This window comes from Bacillota bacterium (assembly GCA_036504675.1).
Classification (GTDB): domain Bacteria; phylum Bacillota; class Sulfobacillia; order JAJYWN01; family JAJZPE01; genus DASXUT01.
The window spans coordinates 31243-55597 of sequence record DASXUT010000052.1 but is presented as its reverse complement, the minus strand read 5'-3'; the positions used below and the strand labels follow the sequence as shown (position 1 = coordinate 55597).

Genomic DNA, 24355 nt, shown 5'->3' with positions numbered 1-24355 from the left:
GTTGGCCGACGTGGCCGCGGCGGCGACCGAGCCGTTCAGTCGGCTGGCCGGCGCCCGCCCGCTCTTCACCCGCGAGAGCCTCCTGACCCTCCGCAGCAACTCCCTGACCAGCCACGCCAAGGCTTCGACGGAACTGGGGTGGAGACCGCGGCCGATCACGGAAAGCATCGCCGACACCATCCAATGGTTCAGACGGGAGAAATTCCTCAAGCCTGCGGCCCGGTTGGCCCAGGGGTGACGGGGGCCTTGATCCATCGAGGCAAACCAGGAAAACGGCTTCAGAACTGCGCTATGACTGCGTTTCATGGGCCGCGTTTTTGACTTTTTGGCGACGCCTGTGCTATACTATATCAGCATCCGCGGGTGTAGCTCAATGGTAGAGCGCTAGCCTTCCAAGCTTGATACGTGGGTTCGATTCCCATCACCCGCTCAAATGCTGCGCCTGTAGCTCAGGGGATAGAGCAGCTGCCTTCTAAGCAGCTGGCCGCAGGTTCGATTCCTGCCAGGCGCGCCAATCGGGTGGCGCAAGCCACCACGACCGCCGGGGTTTGCGGGGCAACCCGTGACCCTTTTGATTTTCGCGGCAACCTTCGCGGCACCGGGGGGTTCGCAGCTTGGGCAGCGGCAGATCGCCTCGGAGACCATCGGCCCGGTTCAACTCAGCGGGCCGAAGCCCTCATCGCCGTCGCCCATCCCGACTTCCGGGGCTGGCTGAAGGAGCGGTCCAGGCGATGGGCCTGGCCTGAAGGACACGTCGCGAAGTCAACTTGAATTCGAGACCAGGCTATGTTAAGATATTCTGTGCCGAACGTGGGCCTAAGCTTCATAGTTCATGGTGGATGTAGCTCAGCTGGTTAGAGCGCCAGGTTGTGGCCCTGGAGGCCGCGGGTTCGAGCCCCGTCATTCACCCAAGCTAAGAGAGCGGGCGCCTTTGGTCCTTGATCGCCTACGTTCGGGGATGGAGGCGCTTCACCTAAGTCCCTGTTCAAGTCCGGTTAGTCAAGTCGATGTCAGTCAATGCGCCCGTAGCTCAGCTGGATAGAGTGGCTGGCTTCGAACCAGCAGGCCGCAGGTTCGAGTCCTGCCGGGCGCGCAAGTCAAGGGGCGCTGACGCATCGCGTCGCGACCGTGACGATGTTTCCATGGGGCGTAGCCAAGTGGTAAGGCACGGGACTTTGGATCCTGCATTCGTTGGTTCGAATCCAGCCGCCCCAGCCATCTAGGGCCATTAGCTCAGCGGCAGAGCACCCGCCTTTTAAGCGGGGTGTGGATGGTTCGACCCCATCATGGCCCACAACCAAGCGGGCGTGGCGGAACGGCAGACGCTACGGACTTAGGATCCGTTGGGGTTTCACCCCCGTGGGAGTTCAAGTCTCCCCGCCCGCACACGCCGGTATTTCCAGCGGAAGTGGCTCAGCGGTAGAGCATCGCCTTGCCAAGGCGAGGGTCGCGGGTTCAAATCCCGTCTTCCGCTCAGAAGACGCCCCTTTCGGGGCCGGTCGCGGACGGCAGGTCACCCTGCCGTCCGTGCCATGTCTGCTATTCGAGGGGGAAGGGCATTGGACATCGGGCTGGTCGGTCTACCGGCCACCGGCAAGACGACCATCTTCAATCTCCTGACCGGTGGTTCGGCGGCCACTTCGGCCTCCGGCTTCACCGGCAAGTCCGAGCGCAACGTCGGTGTTGCCAAGGTGGCCGACCGGCGGGTGGATTCCTTGTCCGCCCTTTACAAGCCGGAGAAGACCACCCACGCGCGGATTCAGTTCATCGATCTCCCCGGCCTCAGCCGGGAGGGCTCGGGGGGCAAGGCCGGCGGCCGCGGCGGTCAGAACCAGTTCCTCGCCGAGATCAGGAACGTCGACGCCGTCGTCTTGGTCGCCCGTGCTTTCGCTAACGAAAGCGTGCCGACCGCCGACGGCAAGATCGACCCACTGGGCGAGGCCCAGGAGATCGTGTTCGAACTCTCCGTGGCCGACCTGGCTGTGGTCGAGAAACGCCTGGAGGTCTTGCAGAAGACCCGGAACCGCACCAAGGAGCAGGACGTCGAACTCGCGATCATGGAGCGCTGCAAGGCCGCGCTCGAGGATGGCCGGCTCATCGCCGGGCTCCGATTGACTGACGAGGAGAAGGCCCTCCTGAGGAGCTACTCCTTTCTCACGCTGAAGCCCCTCCTGATTGCCGTCAACCTGGACGAGGACCAGTTGCGGCGGGGCGACTACCCGTCCAAGGAGGCTCTCGCCGCTTTCGCGTCATCCATCGCCGCGCCCGTCGTCGAGTTCTCCGGGCAGGTCGAGGCGGAGCTCGGTGAGCTGCCGCCGGAGGACCGCGGGGCGTTCATGGCCGAGTATGGCCTGAGCCAATCGGGGCTCGACCGGCTGGCCGCCGCGGCCTATCATCACCTCGACCTGATCTCGTTCTTCACCGTCGGTGAGGACGAGGTGAGGGCTTGGACCATCACCAGGGGCACCGACGCCAAGCGGGCGGCGGGCAAGATCCACACCGACATCGAGCGCGGCTTCATCAAGGCCGAGGTCTGTCCGTATCAGGACCTCGCGCGGCTCGGTGCGATGAGCGCGGTCAAGGCCGAAGGTCTGCTGCGGCTCGAGGGCAAGGAGTACATCGTCAAGGATGGGGACATCATCAACTTCCGTCACTCCGGTTGAAGAGTCAAGAGGGGACAGACCGACCCCGGTCCTACGAGGACCGGGGTCTCACTATGTCCATCTGCTTTAGTTGAATAAAGTGAGGCGGATCGCGGCGGTCCCCGATGAGAACTGGTCCTCCAAGGCGAAAAAAATCCGGCGCCTACAGGCGCCGAAAACTTCATCTGGTGCTCAAAGGGAAAGCCGGCCTATAAGGCCGACTTCACTACTTCTTCTTCGCGACGGGCTTCTTGGCGGCGGGCTTCTTCACAGCTGCCTTCTTCGGAGCAGCTTTCTTTGGAGCGGCAGCTTTCTTCGGGGCGGCCTTGGGCTTAGCGACTGCCATTGCTATTCACCTCCAGGGACGACATTCGACAGACGCCTACATTTTCCTTCAATGGAGAGGTATTCCTTAAATAAAATTTCTGCACTCACCCCCACAAGGAGGAGAACTCGCCCATCGCTTTAACGTATAAAAGCAGAGGAGGATGGTCACCGAAGTCCGCCGAGCCCCATTCGCAAGCGACGTCTCGCTCGGGTCGGTGGGTCGTCGCCCGGGTGGCCGCCCGGACGGTCCGGAGTCTAGGGACCAGATCCTCGCCGCCGTAGACCTTGATAGGGCCGCCTTTGGTCGGGAAGTCTATATCAGCTCGGGCCAACCGGTGTCGCCGGGGAGTCTGATGAATGAGGCGCGAGCGACCATACCATCATCGTATCCTACGGCATCCCGTCAATCCGCCTGGGGCGATGAGGACCCGGTCGTCAACACCCCACCGCCCGGCGGCCACCGCCCGACTCGACGCCGATGACCTGGACGGTGGCCAGGCAGGGGCAGGGGAAGATCGGCACCGGCGGGGAAGACACGTTCATCCTGTCCTGATCCTTCAGGCGACTGAAGCGGCGGGTTGGCCCGCGGTCACTCACGCGCAATATCTCCGTGACCTTCCCGGCGCCAAGCCGTTCCGGGTCAAGGGGATCGCCGATCCGTGGGCCATCTAGGGGGCAGGCCCCAGGCGCGGTCTTCGAACGCTACACCATCGTCGAGTTCAGGCGAACTCTGTGATCCTTTGTGACTTCTAGGAGGCTATCGCCGTGTCGCAGCTCCGTGACCTCCTCGTCCATGAGGACGATGACCTGCTGGTGGTGAGCAAACCGCCGGGTCTGAACACGCACGCCCCCGCGCTCTACGCCGGAGAGGGCCTCTACGAATGGCTCCGCGACCGTGAGCCGCGTTGGGCCGGCTTGACCGTGGTCCACCGGCTAGACAAGGAGACGTCCGGGGTGATGGTCTTCCCGAAGACGACCGCCGCCGCGCGCTCGCTGACCGACCAGTTCACCACCCGCACGGTCAAGAAGGCCTACGTCTTTGTCACCGACCGTCGCGTCCCCGATGAAGAGGCGTTGGTCGAGTCGGTCGTCGCCCGGGCCCCGGCCGCCACCCGCTTCATCCGGCTCTCGGAGGCGCACGGCCTGACCACCCTGCGGGCCGAGCCGCTGACCGGTCGGACCCATCAGATCCGCGTCCAGGCGGCCCAGAAGGGCTTCCCGGTCCTTGGGGATGCCGTCTACGGCGGAACCCCGGCCCCTCGCCTCTGTCTTCACGCCGAGGAGATTGGCTTTCGGCACCCGGCCACCGACGAAGCGATGACCTTCCGCGTGCCCGCCGACTTCCGGACCGACCCCCGGCTGGCCCTCCGCCGCGCGGTCATCGACGCGGAGGAGACCGACACCTACCGCCTCATCCACGGGGCCTCAGACAGTGCCCCCGGACTCTACCTCGACCGCTTCGGTCGATACCTGCTGGCCCAAGCGGAGGAGACGCTGGACGACGGCGCCAGTATGGTCGTCGACGCCTTCGCCGGCGCGGTCGGGGCGCTGGGCGCCTATCAGAAGGTCCTCCGCCGTGACCCGGCCGGCTTGGCCGGTGAGGACGCCTCGCCCCGACCTGTCCTGGGCGGCCGCACTTCGGGCGAATTCCCCGTCCGCGAGAACGGCTTGTCCTTCCTGATCAGCTTTGATGAGGGTTACTCGGTCGGCCTCTTCCTGGACCAGAGAGACAACCGCCGCCGGCTCCTCACCGGTCACGTCGCGGCCGGCTTCCCCCTCTGGGAGGCGGGGCGGGCGGCGGCGCGCGGCCGGGAGGTCCTCAACGCCTTTGCCTACACCTGCGGCTTCTCGGTCTGTGCGGCCGCCGCCGGGGCCAGGGTCACCAGCCTCGACCTGTCCCGAAAGTACCTCGAGTGGGGCCGCGGCAGCTTCGCCGCCAACGGACTTGATCCGGCCGACCACGACTTCATCTACGGCGATGTCTTCGCTTGGGCCGGCCGGCTGGCCCGCAAGGGTCGCCTCTACGACTTGGTCATCCTCGACCCGCCGACCTTCTCGCGGGCCAAGGGCCGGGGGACGTTCCAGGCCGCCAAGGATTACGGCCGCTTGGTTGCATCGATCATGCCGCTGCTCAAGCCCGACGGTTGCCTGCTGGCCTCGACCAACGCCGCCAAGCTGGCGCCGGAGCGTTTCATCGAGGCGGTGACGGGCGCCGTCCGGGAGGCCGGGCGGACGGTCACCCGGAGCCACTTCGCCCCCCAGCCACCTGACTTCCCGGTCAGCCGGGCCGAGCCGGCCTACCTGAAGACCATCTGGCTGCGGCTCAAGGGATGAGCGGGCCGACCGTTGACAAGACCGGGCCCCGGCGGTATGATTTGGCCAATCCAACAATGAGACCAATGAGCGGGAAGAGTACGGTCACTTGCGGAAGGCCCCAGAGAGCCGGGAGGGTGCGAATCCGGCGCCGACCGGTGGCTGGAATGGACCCGCGAGGTCCGAACAAATGAGCGGGTGTCCGATTTTTGGACACCAACGCAGGTGGCACCACGGAGGTCACTCGCCCCCGTCCTGTTTTTCAGGGCGGGGGTTTCCGCTTCTTCCGGGCGGGCCCGCCGGCCACGCCCACCGACCTTCCTGAAAGGAGGCCCTGACTCATGACCAAGCGACGGCAAAGGATCCTCACCGGGGACCGGGCCACCGGCCCCCTTCACCTCGGCCACTACGCCGGCTCTCTGGCCAACCGGGTGAAGTTGCAGCACGAGTACGACACCCTCGTCCTGATCGCCGACGTCCAGGCCCTGACGACGCACTACGACCGGCCGGAGGGGCTGGCCGCCTCCGTTCGGGCCATCGCCCTCGACTACTTGGCCGTGGGCATCGATCCGGAAGCGGCCACCATCGTCGTCCAGTCGATGGTCCCGGCTATCGCCGAACTGACGGTCATCTTCTCCATGCTGGTCACGGTAAACGCGCTGCGGCACAACCCGACCATCAAGACCGAAGCCGCCGAGCGGGGCTACGCCGATCTGACCTACGGCTTCCTGGGCTACCCGGTCAGTCAGGCGGCGGACATCGCCTTTTGCCGGGCCGAGCTCGTGCCCGTCGGCGATGACCAGGTCCCCCACATCGAGCTGGCCCGCCGGATCATCCGACGGTTCAACGAGATATACGGGGGAACAGATGACGACCGAGCCGGCCTGCCGGGCCGAGCCCTCGTCGAGCCCCGGGGCCTTCTCAGCGGCGAGCCGCGACTGGTCGGGCTCGACGGCCGGTCGAAGATGTCTAAGAGCCTGCGTAACTCGGTCGACCTAACTGACCCGCCGGAAGTCGTTCGGACCAAAGTCGCTCAAGCGGTGACCGATCCGTCCCGGGTCCATGCCCGCGACCCGGGGCATCCCCAGGGGTGTACCGTGTTTGCCTACCGGCGGGCCTTCCAGCCGGCGGCCGAAGTCGGCCAGGCCCGGGCGGACTGCGAGGCCGGGCGGATGGGCTGCGTTGACTGTAAGCGGGCCATCCAAGAGACGATCATCGAGCTGCTGGCGCCGATGGCCGAACGACGGGCATTCTACCAGGCTCGGCCGGGGCGGGTGGAGGAGATCCTCATGGCCGGGACCAGCCGGGCCCGCCGAATCGGCCAGGAGACCATGGAACTGGTAAGAAACGCCATGCAGATGGATTACTTCCGCCCCCGGGGGCCCGGCGATACCCCTATTTAGCAGGTTCGAACGAATGTTCGCCAGAGTCTCTAAGCCGAGTCTCAGGCGGCTTGAGCGGCCGGAGACGGTCATGGTATAATGTAATGGCTTAGCCTTCAAAGTGGAAGGCCGTCCAGCCTACGCTGGCGGCCTCCCATGCACTCACCGTCGGGAACGGAGGAACCTCGGATAGATGAAGGTCACGCTGGAAAAGCTAGACAAGAACAAGGTCAAGCTGGACGTAATGGTGGACGAAGAAGCGGTGGCCAAGGCCTATGATCGGGCCTACAAGGCCGTCGCCGGCCGGGTGAGCATCCCCGGTTTCCGCCGTGGCAAGGCGCCGCGGCGGATGGTCGAGAGGAAGGTCGGCGCCGACTACCTCAAGGAAGAGGCGCTTGACCGGCTGCTCCAAGATTCATACGCGGGCGCCGTGGACGAGGCCAAGGTCGACCCGATCGACCGGCCCGAGGTCGACGTGGTCGAGTTCGAGGAGGGCAAGCCTCTCCGCTTCACGGCCTCCGTCGAGGTCAAGCCGGAGGTCGCCCTCGGCCAGTACAAGGGCCTGGACATCGAGCTCGAAAAACCCGATATTAAGGACGAGGATGTCGCCCACGAGTTGGAGTCCCTGCAGTTGCGCCAGTCTCAGTTGGCGGCGATACCCGCCGACCAGCCGGCCGAGAAGGGCAGCTTCGTCGTCCTCGATTTCGAGGGATTCATCGACGGCCAGCCTTTCCAGGGCGGTAAGGCCGAGGGGCAACTGGTCGAGCTCGGCTCCGGGACCTTCATCCCCGGCTTCGAAGAAGGCGTCGTCGGCGCCAAGGCCGGCGAGGAGCGCGAGGTCAAGGTGACCTTCCCGGCCGACTACCGGGCCACCGAACTGGCCGGCAAGGAAGCCACCTTCAAGATCAGAGTCCGTGAGGTCAAGAAACGTGAGCTCCCCGCCCTGGATGACGAGTTCGCCAAGGGACTCGGGGCGAAGAGCTTGGACGACATGAAGGAGTCGATCAGGAAACGCCTCGAACTCGTCGCCCAATCGGAGGCTCGCCGCAAGTTCAACGAGGCGGTCATTGAGCGGGTGGCCGACAACGCCACCGTCGAGGTCCCCGATGTGATGTTCAATCGCCGCGTCGACCAGATGGTCCACGACCTCGAGCACCGTCTGGAAGACCAGAAGATGACCATGGACCAGTATCTCCAGTACACCAACCAGACTGCGGACGCCCTGCGGGAGCAGTTCCGCCCGGCGGCCGTGCGCGGGGTGAAGAATGACCTCGTCCTCGAGGCGGTGGGCAAGGCCGAGAACCTCCTGGCCGACGACAGCGACGTCAACCTGGAGATCGCTCGCTTGGCCCAGCTGTACGGACGTTCGCCCGACGAGATCCGAAAGGTTTTCGCCGGTCCTGACCGGGTCGACGCGTTGAAGGAGAGCATCACCCTCCAAAAAGCGGTCCGCTTTCTGACCCGGGTTGAGCCTGAGGTGGCCGCGGTGGAGTCCGCTCCGGCTGTTCCTCCGGCCGAGTGACGGCTCGCCCAACCTCTCCCCAGTCTACATCTAAGGAGGAGAACCCATGGGCTACCTAGTTCCTATGGTCGTCGAGCAAACCAGTCGAGGCGAAAGAGCTTATGACATATACTCGCGTTTGCTCAAAGAGCGCATAATCTTTATCGGTAGCGAGATCGACGATAACGTGGCCAATCTGGTCATGGCCCAGCTCCTGTTCCTTGACGGGGAAGACCCCGGAAAGGACGTCATGGTCTACATCAACTCGCCGGGCGGCGATGTCCACGCCGGCCTGGCCATCTACGACACGATACAATACGTCAAGTCCGACGTCAACACCGTCTGCGTCGGGATGGCCGCCAGCATGGGCGCGGTCCTCCTGACCGCCGGCCGCAAAGGCAAGCGTTTCGCCCTGCCTCACGCCAGAGTGATGATCCACCAACCCCTCGGCGGGGTCCAGGGGCAGGCGGCCGACATCGAGATCGGAGCCAAGGAGATCCTCAAGGCCCGCGAGATCATCAACGAGATCATGGCCAAGCACACCGGGCAGCCCATCGAGAAGATCGCCCGGGACACCGATCGGAACTTCTGGATGTCCGCCCAAGAGGCCAAGGATTACGGGATCATCGACAACCTCCTGTCCTCCGCCGACTCGATCAAGGCCGCTACAAAGAACCCGTAAGGGGGTGACGGCTTGTTCAAATTCACGGACGAGAAAACCGGTCAGCTGAAGTGCTCGTTCTGCGGGAAGCTTCAGGACCAGGTCAAGCGGCTCGTCGCCGGACCCGGGGTCTACATCTGCGACGAGTGCATTGAGCTCTGCAACGAGATCATCGAAGAAGAGCTCAATGAGGAAATGGACTTCGAACTCAAGGACGTGCCGAAGCCCCGCGAGATCAAGGCCCAGCTGGACCAGTACGTCATCGGCCAGGAGAAGGCCAAGCGGATCCTGTCGGTGGCCGTGTACAACCACTACAAGCGGATCAACCTGGGCGGCAAGATGGACGACGTCGAGCTTCAGAAGTCGAACATCCTGATGCTCGGGCCCACCGGGGTCGGCAAGACCCTTCTGGCGCAGACGCTCGCCCGGATTCTCAACGTCCCCTTCGCCATCGCCGACGCGACCTCCCTGACCGAAGCCGGCTACGTGGGCGAGGATGTCGAGAACATCCTCCTCAAGCTGATCCAGGCAGCCGACTACGACATCGAGAAGGCCGAGAAGGGCATCGTCTACATCGACGAGATCGACAAGATCGCCCGCAAGTCGGAGAACCCGTCAATCACCCGCGATGTCTCCGGCGAGGGTGTTCAGCAGGCGTTGCTGAAGATCCTCGAGGGCACGGTGGCCTCCGTCCCGCCGCAGGGCGGCCGGAAGCATCCGCATCAGGAGTTCATCCAGATCGACACGACGAACATCCTGTTCATCTGCGGCGGCGCCTTCGAGGGCATCGACAAGATCATCATGAGCCGGGTCGGCAAAAAATCCATGGGCTTCGGCGCCGCGGTCCAAGCCAAGGAGGAGCGGAAGATCGGGGACATCCTGTCCCAGATCATGCCGCAGGACCTCCTCAAGTTCGGGATGATCCCCGAGTTCATCGGGCGCGTGCCGGTCATCGCCTGGCTCGACGCCCTGGACGAGGACGCCCTCATCCGGATCCTGACCGAACCCAAGAACGCTTTGGTCAAGCAGTACCAGAAGTTCTTCGAGCTTGACTCGATCGACCTCGAGGTGACCCCGGAGGCCCTCCGCTCCATCTCTAAGGAGGCCCTGCGGCGCAGCACCGGCGCCCGCGGGCTGCGGGCGATCATGGAGGACATCATGCTCAACGTGATGTACGACATCCCTTCGCGGACGGACGTTCAGAAGTGCATCCTGACCGACAAGACCGTCGAGAGGCGCGAGGAGCCCCTCCTGGTCACGGCCTCCGACCGGGGCGCCAAGACCAAGAAGAAGGAAGAGACGGCCTGAGCCGAGGAAAGGTCGATGGCTTCGGCCGGATACCCCGACATCACCTGACCGCCAGTGGCCCGTCACCCCAATGGTGACGGGCCTTTTGCTTTGGCTACGTCGCTGCGGGTCGGCGAACCAGATGGGACCGGGAATCGTGCAACCAGCCGGGGCGTAGGTCAGACCGCCCTCCCCGGCGAATAGCTTTCATGGAAAGCCGCATTTTGGAAAGGAGTGTGGGACATGCAGCTCGGAATCAACAGGGGCGGGCGTTTCCTAGCTCTGCTCGCCGTGATCGGCCTCCTCATCACCACCGCCGCGGCGGGCTGCGTCAAGTGGACCGGAGGGGCCGGCGACGGTGGGACGGACACCGAAGGGCTCACCACCCAACCCACCGGCAAGGTCGCCGTGGGCGCGAAGGCACCCGACTTCACCCTTCTCGACGCCGACGGCCAGAAGTTCACCCTGTCGTCGACGGTCGGGCAGAAGGTCTTGCTCAACTTCTGGCGTCCGACGTGAGGCGCTTGCCAAAGGGAACTGCTGCAGTTGCAGCAGAGGAAGAAAGACTTTGATGAGCTCGGAGTGACCATCATCGCCATCGGGATGCTGGACCGCAAGACAATGCTCAAGTGGCTGGCCCGGAACAAGCTCAGTGGCTCAGGGATCCGCTGTGTCGCCGACGGCAGCGGGGCGGTTTTCAAGACCTATGGCGTCAGCCCCCTCCCGGTCAACTTCTTCATCGATACCGAGGGGACGGTGACCGGCTCCGAACTCGGCTTCGGCGACAGCGCCGACCCCCTGCTGGGCGCATTCAGGTGAGACCCCGGCTGGCAGCCAACCGCCGGCTGGTCTCATGGGCGGCGGCCGGGATTTTCGGCGTCGCCCTGGCGGTTGGAGTCTGGCGCGGGGAGGCTCTGGCCGTCCTTCGCAACGCCCTACTGCTCTGCCTGTCCTGCCTGGGGTTAGGGCGATGAAGACAGGCTTGGTCGGTCGGCCAAAGAGGTTCCCGAACCGGCGCCTCATCCAGGTGACCAGCCTGGTCTTGGCCAACGCCTACTTCTTGCCGTTCCTGCGTTTCTTGCCCTATCCTTTCCTTCACTGCTACGCCTGTCCGCTGGCCGTCGGCGCCTGCCCGCTGGGGAGCCTCCAACACTTCATCATCCTCGGGCAGTTGCCGCTGTACCTGACCGGAGCCCTGGGTTTGGTCGGGGCCCTCTGGGGGCGGACGGTCTGCGGCTACCTCTGTCCATTCGGATTCCTCCAGGACTTGCTCCATCGGTTACCCGGCCCCAAGGTCACCGTGAGCAACCGCCACACTTGGACCCGCTGGGTCTCGCTGGTCGGCCTCGTCGGACTGGCCTCGTATGTCCTCAAGGAGCCCTGGTTCTGCAAGCTCTGCCCGGAAGGGATGCTCACCGCCGGCCTGCCGGTGGTCGCCGGCCGTCCGGAGCTGTGGCCGTTGGTCGGCCCCTTCTATGTCCTCAAGGTGGTCGTCCTGGTGGCCGTGCTGGCCGCGATGGTCTTCGTCAAGCGGCCATTCTGCCGCTTCATCTGCCCTCTTGGGTTGATCTTCGGTCTCTTCAACAAGATCGGCGGCCGGCCGTACAGGGTCGAGAAAGACCGCTGCGACGGGTGCGGCTGGTGTCGGCGGGCCTGCCCGGTCGACCTACAGCCGGATGAGGCCGCCGGGACGAGCCTCTGCCTGAAGTGCGGTGAATGCCTGAAATGCCCGAGCCGGGCCATCGATGGGTAGCCTGACTGCCGAATGCGGCGGCCGACCTCGGTGGTCGGCCGTCTTTCATTAGGGCCAGCGACAACGGCCAATTGGCCGCGCTTGCCAGAGCCGTCCAGGTTTGAAGGTCGGCGGGCCAGCGAATACTAAATGAGCCGCGCCGGTCAAGTTACGACGGCTCTCCCGCGGCGGCTGGGCGCCGCCGCGTCCCAGGCTCACGGCGGCAATATGGCCCGGAGAACGAGGTGGCCGAGGCTGACAGGTAACGTCTTCACCATCATCCAAGTCTTCTTCGCCGTCATCATCGGCCTCTATTTCTGGAACCTCCTCCGCAGCCAGCAGGGCTCCAAAGTGGCCGTGGAGCGCGAGTCGGTCAAGGAGATGGAGAAGCTCCGCAAGATGCGGGAGATTCGCCTGACCGAACCGCTCTCCGAGAAGACCCGCCCGACCTCCTTCGAGGAGATCATCGGCCAGGAGGAAGGGCTGAAGGCCCTCCGGGCCGCCCTCTGCGGCCCCAACCCGCAACACGTCATCATCTACGGGCCGCCCGGGGTGGGCAAGACGGCCGCGGCCCGCCTGGTCCTCGAGGAGGCCAAGCGCAACCCGGCCTCGCCATTCAAGGAAGACGCCAAGTTCGTCGAGATCGACGCGACCACCGCCCGCTTCGACGAGCGGGGTATCGCCGACCCCTTGATCGGTTCGGTTCACGACCCGATCTACCAGGGGGCGGGGCCCCTGGGTATGGCCGGCATCCCGCAACCCAAGGCGGGGGCGGTGACCAAGGCCCACGGCGGGATGCTCTTCATTGACGAGATCGGCGAGCTCCACCCGGTCCAGATGAACAAGCTCCTGAAGGTCCTCGAGGACCGCAAGGTCTTCCTGGAGAGCGCCTATTACAGCTCCGAGGACCCGAATATCCCCAAGCACATCCAGGACATCTTCGATAACGGACTGCCGGCCGACTTCCGCCTCGTCGGGGCGACGACCAAGCTCCCCCAGGACATCCCGCCGGCCATCCGCTCCCGGTGCGTCGAGATCTTCTTCCGCCCGCTCCTCCCCGACGAGGTCAAGAAGATCGCCCTCAATGCGGCCAAGAAGATCACCACGGAGATCGAGCCGGCGGCCCTCGACGTGATCATGAAGTACGCCACCAACGGGCGCGAGGCCGTCAACGTGGTTCAGATCGCCGCGGGCATCGCCCTCGGCGTGGGTCGTCTGCAGATAACCGGCGAGGACATCGAGTGGGTGGTCAACTCCGGCCAGTACTCGCCGAGGCCGGAGAAGAAGGTGCCGGCTCAGCCGATGGTCGGCTGCGCCAACGGCCTGGCCGTCTACGGACCGAACATCGGGATGGTCATCGAGATCGAGGTCTCGACGGTCCGTGCCCCCAAGGGTCAGGGAAAGGTGACCGTCACCGGCGTGGTCGACGAGGAAGAGATCGGGACGGTCGGACGGACGATGCGTCGCAAGGGCGTCGCCAAAGGCTCGGTCGAGAACGTCCTGACGGTCCTCCGCCGTTACCTCGGGGTCGACCCGCGCGACTACGACATTCACGTGAACTTCCCCGGCGGCGTGCCCATCGACGGCCCATCCGCCGGCACGACCATCGCCGTGGCCATCTACTCGTCCCTGACCAATCGGCCCATCGACAACCTGATCGCCATCACCGGCGAGCTGTCCATCCGCGGCTTCGTCAAGCCGGTCGGCGGAGTGACCGCCAAGATCGAGGCGGCCAAACAGGCCGGCGCGGCCAGAGTGCTGATCCCCAAGGACAACTGGCAGGAGATCATGCGGGATGTGAGCGGGGTGGAGGTCATCCCCGTCGAGACCCTGGGAGAGGTCTTCGAAATGGCCCTCCTGCCCGCCGAAGCGGGGCAGGCGGCAATCGCCCCGGTGCGGGCCTGGTCGTCTCAGCCGGCGGCCGCGATAGCCGCCCCAGCGGCGTCTGTCGGCCTGCCATCGGCGTCCAACCCCGCCTTGCCGGCGACTCCAGACCCCGTCACGCCGTTCCCTCCCGGACCGACCCAGGAGGTGCCAGCCCCGGTGACGCCGCCGCCCATACCGCCCGGAGCGGTATTCCCGCCCGGCCCGTGAAGCGACCAGCCCGCCTGAACGACTGAGAAGGAAGCCCCAGCCGCGGCCGAGAATCCTTCGGTCCGGCTGCCTTTTTTTTCGAGAAGCAGTCCTTGAAAACAAAGGCAGCCTTTCCGGGCAGGAACAGCGCCCGGGAACAGCGAAAATGGCCCAGGTATGTTCGATACCCGGGCCGCTTGCCTTGGTTTGGGTTTCTATGGAGGTGCGACCTTGACCGCCGGCATCAAACGGAGCCTGACCGCCATCATCATCATCAGTCTGGCTCTGACCCTCAGCGGCTGCAGCCTGACGGCCGGGATCACCCGGCGCATCCGGAGCAACGCCGCGTTGAAGGCCGTCCGCAAGTCCCCCGAGTTCAATGAGGCGAAGCTCCGCTCAATCCTGGCTCAGTTCCCGAGCCGGGTCGGCACGGTCAACGTTTCGATCCCCAAGGGCACTCAGGGGGCGACCATTTCCGGGACCCTCGAGACGAGGGTGACCCCGATGGGACCGGACTGGCTGGTCGACTTCATCGCCAGCTGGAACGCGGTCGATTTCCGCCGTCCCGGCGACCCGCAGACCGGCCGTCTCGACCACACCTGGGAGTTCATCGTGACCGATAAGGGGCGCATCACTGCCCAGCGAGAGCTAGGTTACTTCCCGCCACAGTACGAGAAATAGGCGGCGGTCGCCCGCCGTCGGCCGGTGCCCCTTTGGAACGGCATCGAGGAGCAGGATATCCTGCTCCTCGATGTTTTCCGTTCAGTGAGCCGGTCATCCGGCCAGCAATCGTCCCTACTCACGCAAAGTCCGGCTCGCTCGCGCTCCTGGACGACTATGGACGGCCCTTCCCATGACATTCCTAACGATTCTAGCAGGGATTTTGAGTTATAATCGAGTTAACCGTAACAACCTGCGAGGAATTCAATGGGCGCCAGCACGCCGCAGAAGAACCTTCACTTAGGCGGCCTCGACCTAGCGAAAAGGACAGGTTAAGTGGCCCTTGACTAAAATCAGGGCAAGCCACCGCCGAGTATTGTAGTAGCGGGTCAAAAGGCCAAAAAATCGTCCACCGGCAGGAAGACCCGCCGGAGGAAGAGAAGGTTAAGGCGTCACCGCGTTCGGCCTTATGTAACTGGCCGTACGCAGGTCGGATGAGCCCCATCTATCGGAGGCTGGAACGGGAGAGGAGGAAGTCGAGTCAATGGTAAGCGAACGGCGTTCCCCTAGAATCAAAGACCTTCCGCTTCTGCCATTGCGCGGCATGCTCATCTTCCCCCACATGATGTTCCATTTGGACGTCGGCCGGGAGAAATCGATCAACGCCGTCGAAGAAGCGATGATCCAGGATCGACTCATCGTTCTGGCCACCCAGAAGGAGATCACCATCGACCAGCCGGCCCCGGACGACATCTACGGCGTCGGCACCCTGGCTGAGGTCAAGCAGCTGATCAAGCTCCCCGCCGGGGTCCGGGTCCTCGTGGAAGGGCTGAATCGGGTCAGGATCCTCGAGTACACCAAGGCCGACCCCCTCTACCGTGTCCTCATCGAGGAAGTCGATCAGAAAGAGGAAAAGACCCCCGAGGTCGAAGCCTTGATGCGGGCCCTCCTCAATCAGTTCGAACAATATAATAAGCTCTCCAAGCGGGTTTCCGACGAGATCCTGTCCGCCCTGGGCAATATTGAACAGCCTGGGCATCTGGCCGATACCGTCGCCGCCCATCTGAACATGGTCCTCAAGATTGAGGATAAGCAGCACGTCCTGGAGGCTTTCCCGGTCAAGAAGCGGCTCGAGACGGTCCACGAGATCCTCGGCCGCGAGATCGAGATCCTCGAACTCGAGCGAAAGATCAACTTCCGGGTCCGCAAGCAGATGGAGAAGACGCAGCGCGAGTATTATCTGCGCGAGCAGCTCAAGGCGATTCACAAGGAACTTGGCGACCGCGACGAGAAGGGCAACGAGACCGAGGAGTTCCACGATAAGCTCAAGGGACTGAATTTGCCCAAGGAGTCCGAGGAGAAGGTCCTCCGCGAGATCGAGCGCTTCGAGAAGATGCCGCAGATGTCGGCCGAGGCCGTGGTCGTCCGGAACTACCTGGAGTGGGTCCTGGCCATGCCCTGGAACGTTCAGACGGAGGATCGCCTGAACATCGACCTGGCCAAGAAGATCCTCGACGAGGACCATTACGGTCTGGACAAGGTCAAGGACCGCATCCTCGAGTACCTGGCCATCCGTAAGCTGGCCCAGAAGATGAAGGGGCCGATCCTCTGCCTCGTCGGCCCCCCGGGGGTCGGCAAGACCTCACTGGCCAAATCCGTCGCCCGGGCCCTCGAGCGCAAGTTCGTCCGCATTTCCCTGGGCGGCGTGCGTGACGAGGCCGAGATCCGTGGCCACCGCCGGACTTACGTCGGAGCCCTCCCGGGCCGGATCGTCCAGGGCATGCGGCAGGCCGGTTCGAAGAACCCGGTCTTTCTGATGGACGAGATCGACAAGATGAGTTCCGACTTCCGGGGCGACCCGGCGTCGGCCCTCCTCGAGGTCCTCGACCCCGAGCAGAACAACTCCTTCTCCGACCACTACATCGAGCTCCCCTTCGACCTGTCGAAGGTCCTCTTCATCACCACCGCCAACAACATGTACAACATCCCGCGGCCGCTCCTCGATCGGATGGAGATGATCTACATCTCCGGTTACACCGAGGAGGAGAAGGTCAATATCGCCCAGCGCCACTTGGTCCCGAAGGTGATCAAGGATCACGGCCTGACTGCGGAGAACACGATCATTAGCGAGAACGCCATCCGCGGGATCATCCGGTACTACACGCGCGAGGCCGGCGTCCGTAACCTCGAGCGGGAGATCGCCTCGATCTGCCGCAAGGTGGCCAAGGGAATCGTCCGCGGGACCACCGGACCGATCAAGGTCAACGCCCAGACCCTTCACAACTACCTCGGTATCGAGCGTTTCCACGACACCGAGGCGGAGAAGGAGGACGAGGTCGGCGTGGCCACCGGGGTCGCCGTCACCGATTTCGGCGGCGACATCATGCCCATCGAGGTCAGTGTGATGAAGGGCAAGGGCGCCCTCCTCCTCACCGGCAAGTTGGGCGAGGTCATGCGCGAGTCGGCCCAGGCCGGCTACTCATGGATCCGTTCCAAGGCCGCGGAGCTGCAGGTGGACGAGGCTTTCTACGAGAAGTACGATCTTCACGTGCACATTCCGGAAGGGGCCATTCCCAAGGACGGTCCGTCGGCCGGCATCACCATGGCCACCGCCATCGTCTCGGCCCTGTCGGGCCGGCCGGTCCGCCGCGACGTGGCGATGACCGGCGAGATCACCCTGCGCGGCCGGGTCCTGCCCATCGGCGGGCTCAAGGAGAAGGTCCTGGCGGCCCACCGGGCCGGTCTCAAGACGATGATCATCCCCCGTGACAACAGGAAGGACACCGAGGAGATCCCGGCCAACGTCCGGCGAAAGATCGAGTTCGTCTTCGTCGAGTCGATGGAAGAAGTCCTCGACGTGGCCCTGGCCCCCGACGCCGTGCCGGCCGAGGCCGTCGTGGTCGAAGGGGTCGCTCCCCCGGCCCTTCAGGAAGCCTCGATCCAGAACATCCTGACCACCGACCAGCCTCACTGAAGTCCTGCGAGCGCCAGAAACATCAGCGCCGGAGCATCCGCTCCGGCGCTTCGTATTCCTGATCGGTTGTTCGGTCGTCGACCTGGTCCCCGGCCCGGTCTTACCGCTCGCTGAGGATCTGGGCCACCTCCGCCGGGTTCAAGCCAAGGATGGCCAGCTTGCCGGCGGCGTCGGCGGACTTGAACTTTTCCCAGACTCCGGCGACGGTCGTCTTCTCCTGGTTAAACCGCCAGACCGTCAGGGCCAGCCCCGATGAGCCGGTCTCCAGCATGTAGCCGGGCAGCTTGGACCGGGAATTCGTGTAGATGTAAGCCCTCGGAAGGTTCCGGCGGAATCCCTTGCCGTAGGTTTCCAAGGCACGGGCGATTACGTTCGCCGTCGGTTTGCCGGACACGACCTCGAAGCGGGAGTAGGAGCCGCTCCCGACCGTCTTCGTTCCTTGAGGGACGATGGCCAAGGTATTCTCGGGGGCGGTGGCCCGGCCGAAGAAGGTCAGCGGCTTGGCCGGGTCGATCGGGCTGGCCGCCGGGACGGAGACGGCCGAAGCCTCGGCGTTGCCGATGGGCGTGCCGCCCGCCGAGCCGAGGAAGCGAAATTCGCCCAGCCCAGAACCACCGGCGGCCTGCTGGATGGAGGTGACCGGGTCACTTCCCGGGGTCAACGAGGCCTCGATGGTGTAGGTGCCGTCCGAAGCCACTCCCCTGGCCACCAGCCGGGTCGGGTCGACGGTGACGGCGACGTAATCCTTCTGGGTCAAGGCCTTGTTGGCGTAGGTCAGCAAGTCCGAGCCGTTCTTGGAGATGTCCCAGAAGAACATGACGAAGGCCACGGCCAGTGCCAGGCCGGCCACCATCAGCAGTTCTCTCCAGTTCGCTTGGTCCATCCCGAGGATCTTCTTGGGAGTCGGGCGCTCCTCTGGTTGCTTGGGCATCGAGGTCCTCCTGACATGGCCTGTCTCAGAGTCGGCCTGGGCGGGCGGGGCGGTTGGGGCCGCTCGGGCCATTTGCTTGGTCGTGACTAGGGCGATTTCGCCGCGGAAAGAGGGGTCTCCTGCCGAGCCGATTCGCCGGGCTGGAGTTCGGAGAGGACCATCCCGGCCAACATCATGAGGGCCCCGAGGATGGCCCGAGGGCTGAGGATCTCGCCGAGGTAGAGGTAGGAGGTCAAGGCGGCGAAGACTGGCTCCGTCGCCAGGATTAGGGCGGTGTGCGTGGGCGGGGTCAGCCTCTGGACGACGCTTTGCAGAACCATCGCCAGGGCCGTGGCCAGGACGCCGGTGATGGCGATGGCCACCCAGACCGCTGGCGGGATGCGGGTCGGAGTGGGCTCGAAGGTCAGGGCCAGGATGGTCAGGACGACCGCCGCCGCGCCGACCTGCAGGGTGGCCAAGGCGTAGGAGTCCTGCCGGCGGGTGAAGTGGCCGACGGCGGTAATGTGGGCGGCGAAGGCCAGGGCGCCGGCCAGGACCCAGAGGTCGCCGCGGTCGGGCAGGACCCACCCCCTGAGGGTCAGGAAGGCCAGGCCCACCGCAGCCGCCAGGGCGCCGACCACGGGCAGCCGGCCCGGGGGCCGCCCGAGGAGGGTCGTCGAGAGGATCGGCACCAGGACGACATAGAGCCCGGTGATGAAAGCCGCCTTGGAGGCCGCGGTCATGGTCAGGCCGGTCGTTTGTAACCCATAGGCCAAGGCCAGGAGGGTCCCCACGGCGGCTGCGCCGGCCAGGGCCGCACGGGACTTAAGCGCTGCCGAAACCTGACGATAATATATGGCAAGGAGGACCAAAAAAGCCAACCAAAACCGGATGGACAGAAACCAGAAGGTGGACAGGCTGGCGACGGCCTCCTTGACGACGACGAAGGTCGACCCCCAGATGAAGGCGACCAACAGTAGAGACAAGTCGGCCAGAAGTCTTCTTCCAGTCAAAGCGCCCGCCCTCCACAACGGTAGTATACCATGCTTCATCTAGCCGGGCCAGGACCGAAGATTTCTGTTGACACAGGTCCACCGGATGCTATAATCAACACTGAAATGAGCCCCTTTTGCCAATAGATGCCACCGCCAAATGGCCAAGAAGGAGGAGGGGCCTAGAGAGACCGGGAGACACTCACAACGCTCCCCGACCGGATCACCCATAACGAATCAGGAGGAATGAAGGACGGATGGGACTCACCGTAGGTTTGCTCTACAACCTCGGTAAGTACGAACCCCCAGAAGAAGACGAGCCTCCCGATATCCACGCTGAGCTGGACAGCGAGAAAACAGTGCTGGCTATCGCGGATGCTCTCCGCTGGGGTGGTCACGAGGTTATCTTCATCGAAGCCACCGAGAGCGCGTATCAGACCCTGAGGCATACAAAGATCGACATCGCCTTCAATATTGCCGAGGGGTTGCGCGGAGAGAGTCGCGAGTCGCACGTTCCAGCGATGTTAGAGATGTTGGGGATCCCCTACGCCGGATCGAATGTCTTGTCTCTGGCTCTCAGTCTCGACAAGCCGATGGCCAAGCGAGTTTTCGCCTACCATCGCATCCCGACCGCCAAGTTCGAAGTGATTGAACCGGGTCAGGAATGTTGTCGGGGCAACCTCCACTTCCCTTTGTTCGTCAAGCCCGCCCGCGAGGGATCGAGCATCGGCGTTTCCACCAGTTCGGTGGTCCAGAATGGCAAGCAGCTTCGCGAGCAGGTCATCTACATCCACCGCTACTACCAGCAGGCCGCCCTGGTCGAGGAGTTCCTCGACGGTCGCGAGTTCACCGTCGGTCTCCTCGGCAACCACGACCACCACTTCTTCCCGATCACCGAGATCAACTTCTCGGCCTGTCCGGAAGGACGCCCGCCGGTCTACGATTACGAGTTCAAGCGCGACTGGGATGCCGAGCATTACTACCTGATGCCGGCTCCCCTGGCCGAGATGGAGCGGGACCGCCTGTGCCGGTTGGCCCTGGTCGCCTTCAAGGCGATGAACTGCAGTGACATCGGCCGCGTGGACATCCGCCTGGACCGGAGCGGCGTGCCGCACGTCATCGAGATCAACCCGTTGCCCGGCTTAGCCCCCGGCTTCTCGGACCTTCCCAAGATGGCCGACGCCGAAGGGATGAGCTACAACCAGCTGATCAACGGGATCCTCGACGCGGCCCTGGAGCGCTACGGGCTCCTCGTCGCCGCCGATACACGGGCCGTGGCCACGGCCTGAGGGTCGTCCGCACCGGTATCAACTCAACCGTTGCCTGACTGATGAGAGCCGCCACTGGCGGCTCTCATTTTTCATCCCTCTCGGGCTTAGGGGAAGGCCGATCCGAGTGGCTTCGGCCGGCCGCGACCCCGCCGCCCGGCGGCCAGCAAGACCAACGCCAGGGGCACGGTCAGGACCACCGGGAGGGCGGTCAGCAGGGCCCTTGGTCCGAGGCGGTCAACCGCCGCCGGGATCCCCGGCCAAACCAGCATCTCGCCGAAGGCCGGGGCGGCGCCCCACCACCTCCCGACCGGAAACGTACGGCCCAAACGATGTTCTATCGAGCCTTGATCGCCGAACGCAGGGCCTCCCAGGTCTCGTCGGAGACGATCCCGAGGCGCCACAGGGCGATGCCCTTGAGGCCGTAACGCTTGGCCAGCCCGACCTTGCCGGCGATGCTCGCCGCCGTCTCAGAAGCCGCGGAGATGCCGAGGACCAGCCGATCGGACGGGACCTTGGCGGCGGCCGCAACGATGGCGTCGGTCACCGGCCCCACCGGCTCGGGCTTGGGGCCATAGTCATAGGCCATCAGGATCACGGTGTCGGCCAAGCGGCCCAGGGTGGCCAGGTCGTAGCCCGGATAAGCGCTGTTGGGCGGGTGGACGGTGAGGGTCAAGGTCCGGCCGGCCTTGGCGAGACGCCCGGCGACGATCTCGACGAAGTGATTGAGCCGCCCGCGGGTGGCCTCCAGTTGGGCCCCCTGCTCCTGGAAGCCGAGGCCCTCGAGGTCGAGGTTGACCCCGGCGTAGTCGACCGCCTGGACCTCGGCCAAGAGATGGTCGGCCGCCGACTGCATGGCTGTCTCGTTCATCAACAGAGCGGTCAGTTCCCCCCGACCGTCGGTCATTTGCACGGCCATCTCGTTCTTCAGGCCGTACTTGGTCGAGGCGGCGACGACCTTCTCCCAACCCTGCGGCTGCTGCCAGCCGCTGGCGCTCCGGGTCAGGAGGCCGCCCTCTTGGTTCAGGGTGTACCAACCCAGGGACAGGCGGCGCAGGAGGTCGGTCCGGCCGGCCGCCGTGTCCGGGTAGGCCCGGCCGAACAGGTCGGCCCAGCTGGAAGTCCTGGCGTCGCCCAGGGCATAGAAACCGATGACCTCCATCGGCCGGGCCGGCGAGGTGATCAGGACCCGGTAGTTCTCCTGGTCCCACTCGACCTGGCAGCCGAAGGCCTCGGTGAAGAACCGGAGCGGCATCATGATCCGCTGCGCGGTCACCCGCGCCGGGACCTCGAGGGCCAGGGATTCGCCGTTGCGCCTGGCCTTCAGGCTGTTCAAGGGGACGGCCACTTCGATGTCGTCGAGCCGGGCGACGGCGGTCTGGCCGGCCTGGTCCCAGTCGACCGAGGCGCCGAGGGCCTCGGCGATACCCCGGAAAGGGACGAGGGTCCGCGAGTTCTCGACCAGTGGCTGGACGTCAAACTCGACCGGCAAGGTGTCCATGACGACCTGGATCGGACGGCCCTCCGCCGCGGCCGGGCGGACCGGACCGGTGATGACCAGGGCGATGAAGATGAAGGCGGCCAAGACGCCGGCGCCGTGCCGGCGCCAAATAGTCCTTCCGTAGCTGGTTATTGGTTGATCCCTCCGAGGTTTTAGGGGTTCGACGCCAGCTCCGGCTAACCTTTCAGCGGCCGCCTTCGCCCGCTGCTTTCTTCTGCCTGTCCTGGAAATACTAATCTCCGCCCGCCGCGGGTTCGGCCGCGGGCAGAGGGCTGTGGAGGACTGGCCTTGACGACGGGTGCCGATAACGAGGATTCCAAAAGGCTTTCCGGGGCGATGGAGAACGTCAGCGCCGATGCCATCATCGGCCGCCCCATCGAGGTCGGGCCGGTCAAGGTCGTGCCCGTGGCTTCGTGCTGGTTCGGCAGCCTGGGCACGGGTGGTCAGGGCGGGTCGGAGGGGGCCGGGTTCGCCGCCGCCGTAGCCTCGGTGAGACCGGCCGCCCTGATCGTCATCGACGGGCGGGACGTGGCCGTCTTCTCCCTGCGGCCGTCCGGAGTCGTCGAGGGTCTCAAGGAAGTGGCCGATCAACTCGGCGAGGCCTTCCGAGTCACCAACAGCGACCAGGTGGCCGGCCGGGTCTCCGGGGCCCCGGAGGCCCCCTCGAACCCGACATAGCACGGTAGGGCCCGTTCTTCGAAGGGGACCCGCAGAGAGACCGACCGGCCGCCCTTCCCGACCTCGGCGGGGACGGTCTCTTCCGTGCCCCGCTCGAGGTCCCGGAGGACGGCCCGAAAGCCGCCATTGGCGGCCACTTCCACGACCAGGCGCGAAGGTGACCCAGGGGCGGACGCCGGCTGTTCGTCGGGCTCCGCGCCGCGCGCCGGGCCGGGCTCCGCGCCGCGCGCCGTACCGAGCGGGGAGTACAGGTAGATCCGGTAAACGCTACCCCGGCGCGGCCGCGACGTCAGTTGCAGCCGGACGCCCAACCCCTTACCGTCCCAGGTCAGGGTGGCCCGGCTCCAGTCGGCCGTCCCGGCCCGCCGTCCGACGGCCGCCCCGGTCCAGGGGTTGGCTACTTGGATCGGCCGGCCGTCCGAACTGATGGCCGACGGGGAGACCTCGCCGATCAGTTCGTTGGCCCGGTCGAAGGCCCCGAGGTAGCCGCGAGAGACCTTCAGTTGCGTGCGGTAGCTGGCGATGGCCAGCTCTTTCTGGTGCCGCGAAAGGCGGTCGCCCGGTCGGAATTCCCAGACCGTCCCGCTGGTCGCCAGCGATTGGGGGGCGGTCAGCGGAAGGTAGGGGGCGGGCCATGGCGGCCAGGGCCACGGACCGGCGTGGACGACGTAGTCCAGCAGGCGCGGGCCGGGCGAGGTCAGCCGCCCCTGGGCGACCAGGCGAAGGACGGCTAACCGACCAAAGACCGAAGTCGCCCAGTGGTCGCTGTGCAGGTCATCCGGATGGGGGATGGCCAGGAGGGTCGGGTGGAAGGTTGCCATCAGTTCCTCGAGGTCCTCGAGGAGGGTCTCCCCGGCGTAAGGGGCGGCCTGGTGGTGCGAGTCGGGGTAGGGCGACGTCGACCTCCCGGTATACGGTGACCGGTAGGGAGCCGCGGCCGACCAGTGCTCGACGAGCATCTCTTTCAGGCCGCGGTCCGGGTAGCCGAGGAAGAAGAGGTTGCCGTCGGGAACGCCGAGGGCGGCCGCCGCCGCCCTCGCTTCGACCTGCCTCGTCTGGGCGAGCTCGAGGTATTCCGACGGATCCGGGAGCCCGCCGGAGTCGGCCAAGGTCTCCTCGGCCGCCCGGGTGAAGCCGTCGCCATTGGTCAGGAAGACGACGCTCACCGGCAGTCCATCCCGTCGGGCGGCGGCGATCAACTGGCCGGTGGCCAGGGACTCGTCGTCGGCGTGCGGCGCCAGGACCATTACCCGCGTCCCGGCCGGAAAGCCGGGCGACTGGCGCCGGACGGCCAACCTGCTCATGCCGCCGACCGGGGCGATGGCCAGAGCCACGGCCGCGGCGGCGGCCAGGATCACGGACGCCGGTCGGAAGGACGAAGTCGAGTGTCGTTCGGCGGTCAATGAGTGATTCACCTCTCGCTTAGAATGCCCGCCGGTGGGCGCGGGCACCGC

21 protein-coding genes and 8 tRNA genes are annotated in these 24355 nt (G+C 65.2%); 23 read left to right on the top strand and 6 right to left on the bottom strand.

Annotated elements, in window-relative coordinates; all coding sequences use genetic code 11:
* The 10 genes from VGL40_03995 to ychF all read left to right on the top strand — a co-directional run.
* The coding region (locus VGL40_03995; GenBank protein HEY3314426.1) for a hypothetical protein at window positions 1–238 on the top strand (238 nt) is incomplete at its 5' end.
* A 121-nt stretch (window positions 239–359) separates the two neighbouring features.
* Window positions 360–430, top strand: a tRNA-Gly gene (locus VGL40_03990).
* An 8-nt stretch (window positions 431–438) separates the two neighbouring features.
* A tRNA-Arg gene (locus VGL40_03985) sits at window positions 439–514 on the top strand.
* Between the two features lie 321 nt (window positions 515–835).
* Window positions 836–909: transfer RNA gene (locus tag VGL40_03980), tRNA-His, on the top strand.
* Window positions 910–1019: 110 nt separating this feature from the next.
* Window positions 1020–1093 (top strand) — tRNA-Arg (locus VGL40_03975).
* 50 nt (window positions 1094–1143) lie between these two features.
* Window positions 1144–1218, top strand: a tRNA-Gln gene (locus VGL40_03970).
* A gap of 4 nt (window positions 1219–1222) precedes the next feature.
* Window positions 1223–1294, top strand: a tRNA-Lys gene (locus VGL40_03965).
* A 7-nt stretch (window positions 1295–1301) separates the two neighbouring features.
* Window positions 1302–1386, top strand: a tRNA-Leu gene (locus VGL40_03960).
* Window positions 1387–1402: 16 nt separating this feature from the next.
* Window positions 1403–1474 (top strand) — tRNA-Gly (locus VGL40_03955).
* Window positions 1475–1559: 85 nt separating this feature from the next.
* Window positions 1560–2663, top strand: a complete 1104-nt coding sequence (gene ychF, locus VGL40_03950; GenBank protein ID HEY3314425.1) for a redox-regulated ATPase YchF — start codon at window positions 1560–1562, stop codon at window positions 2661–2663.
* Window positions 2664–3404: 741 nt separating this feature from the next.
* Here the strand turns inward: ychF and VGL40_03945 are convergent.
* A complete protein-coding gene (locus VGL40_03945; protein ID HEY3314424.1) occupies window positions 3405–3566 on the bottom strand; it encodes a hypothetical protein in 162 nt (53 codons plus the stop codon).
* A 168-nt stretch (window positions 3567–3734) separates the two neighbouring features.
* Between VGL40_03945 and VGL40_03940 the strand changes: the two genes are divergently transcribed.
* The 11 genes from VGL40_03940 to lon all read left to right on the top strand — a co-directional run bounded on the left by VGL40_03940 (window position 3735) and on the right by lon (window position 17552).
* Window positions 3735–5303 (top strand): class I SAM-dependent methyltransferase, encoded by a 1569-nt coding sequence (locus VGL40_03940; GenBank protein ID HEY3314423.1) that lies wholly within the window; start codon window positions 3735–3737, stop codon window positions 5301–5303.
* 320 nt (window positions 5304–5623) lie between these two features.
* Complete coding sequence (trpS, locus tag VGL40_03935) at window positions 5624–6685, top strand: tryptophan--tRNA ligase (GenBank protein ID HEY3314422.1); 1062 nt, start codon at window positions 5624–5626, stop codon at window positions 6683–6685.
* A gap of 172 nt (window positions 6686–6857) precedes the next feature.
* Entirely contained in the window at window positions 6858–8186 is a 1329-nt protein-coding gene (gene tig / locus VGL40_03930) for a trigger factor (protein ID HEY3314421.1), read from the top strand.
* Between the two features lie 46 nt (window positions 8187–8232).
* Complete coding sequence (gene clpP / locus VGL40_03925; GenBank protein HEY3314420.1) at window positions 8233–8847, top strand: ATP-dependent Clp endopeptidase proteolytic subunit ClpP; 615 nt, start codon at window positions 8233–8235, stop codon at window positions 8845–8847.
* A 12-nt stretch (window positions 8848–8859) separates the two neighbouring features.
* Complete coding sequence (gene clpX, locus VGL40_03920; protein HEY3314419.1) at window positions 8860–10134, top strand: ATP-dependent Clp protease ATP-binding subunit ClpX; 1275 nt, start codon at window positions 8860–8862, stop codon at window positions 10132–10134.
* 222 nt (window positions 10135–10356) lie between these two features.
* Window positions 10357–10932 carry a peroxiredoxin family protein gene (locus tag VGL40_03915; GenBank protein HEY3314418.1) on the top strand — a complete coding sequence of 192 codons (576 nt, stop codon included), beginning with the start codon at window positions 10357–10359 and terminating at the stop codon, window positions 10930–10932.
* Entirely contained in the window at window positions 10929–11087 is a 159-nt protein-coding gene (locus VGL40_03910) for a hypothetical protein (GenBank protein ID HEY3314417.1), read from the top strand. Before VGL40_03915 ends, VGL40_03910 begins: the two co-directional genes overlap by 4 nt.
* Window positions 11084–11866 carry a 4Fe-4S binding protein gene (locus tag VGL40_03905; protein HEY3314416.1) on the top strand — a complete coding sequence of 261 codons (783 nt, stop codon included), beginning with the start codon at window positions 11084–11086 and terminating at the stop codon, window positions 11864–11866. Before VGL40_03910 ends, VGL40_03905 begins: the two co-directional genes overlap by 4 nt.
* 207 nt (window positions 11867–12073) lie before the next feature.
* Window positions 12074–13939 (top strand): ATP-dependent protease LonB, encoded by a 1866-nt coding sequence (lonB, locus tag VGL40_03900; GenBank protein HEY3314415.1) that lies wholly within the window; start codon window positions 12074–12076, stop codon window positions 13937–13939.
* Between the two features lie 210 nt (window positions 13940–14149).
* Complete coding sequence (locus tag VGL40_03895; protein ID HEY3314414.1) at window positions 14150–14599, top strand: hypothetical protein; 450 nt, start codon at window positions 14150–14152, stop codon at window positions 14597–14599.
* A gap of 523 nt (window positions 14600–15122) precedes the next feature.
* Complete coding sequence (lon, locus tag VGL40_03890; protein HEY3314413.1) at window positions 15123–17552, top strand: endopeptidase La; 2430 nt, start codon at window positions 15123–15125, stop codon at window positions 17550–17552.
* Window positions 17553–17652: 100 nt separating this feature from the next.
* Here lon and VGL40_03885 read toward each other — a convergent pair whose 3' ends face one another.
* Together VGL40_03885 and VGL40_03880 are read right to left on the bottom strand one after the other, a co-directional pair.
* Window positions 17653–18483: a hypothetical protein gene (locus VGL40_03885; GenBank protein ID HEY3314412.1), complete on the bottom strand. Its 831-nt coding sequence runs from the start codon at window positions 18481–18483 to the stop codon at window positions 17653–17655.
* Window positions 18484–18569: 86 nt separating this feature from the next.
* Window positions 18570–19475, bottom strand: coding sequence for a DMT family transporter (locus VGL40_03880; protein HEY3314411.1), 906 nt, complete (start codon window positions 19473–19475; stop codon window positions 18570–18572).
* A 236-nt stretch (window positions 19476–19711) separates the two neighbouring features.
* Here VGL40_03880 and VGL40_03875 point away from each other — a divergent pair, with 236 nt between their 5' ends.
* Window positions 19712–20743 (top strand): D-alanine--D-alanine ligase, encoded by a 1032-nt coding sequence (locus VGL40_03875; GenBank protein ID HEY3314410.1) that lies wholly within the window; start codon window positions 19712–19714, stop codon window positions 20741–20743.
* A gap of 86 nt (window positions 20744–20829) precedes the next feature.
* On the opposite strand, the gene VGL40_03870 is transcribed toward VGL40_03875, so the two are convergent.
* Window positions 20830–21051, bottom strand: coding sequence for a hypothetical protein (locus tag VGL40_03870; GenBank protein ID HEY3314409.1), 222 nt, complete (start codon window positions 21049–21051; stop codon window positions 20830–20832).
* A gap of 8 nt (window positions 21052–21059) precedes the next feature.
* The gene (locus VGL40_03865) at window positions 21060–22307 is read right to left on the bottom strand and encodes a stalk domain-containing protein (GenBank protein ID HEY3314408.1); all 1248 of its coding nucleotides are present in this window, start codon (window positions 22305–22307) and stop codon (window positions 21060–21062) included.
* Window positions 22308–22511: 204 nt separating this feature from the next.
* Between VGL40_03865 and VGL40_03860 the strand changes: the two genes are divergently transcribed.
* Complete coding sequence (locus tag VGL40_03860) at window positions 22512–22901, top strand: hypothetical protein (protein HEY3314407.1); 390 nt, start codon at window positions 22512–22514, stop codon at window positions 22899–22901.
* Here VGL40_03860 and VGL40_03855 read toward each other — a convergent pair.
* Window positions 22811–24304, bottom strand: coding sequence for a PIG-L family deacetylase (locus VGL40_03855; GenBank protein HEY3314406.1), 1494 nt, complete (start codon window positions 24302–24304; stop codon window positions 22811–22813). The genes VGL40_03860 and VGL40_03855 overlap by 91 nt on opposite strands.
* Between the last annotated feature and the right edge of the window lie 51 nt (window positions 24305–24355).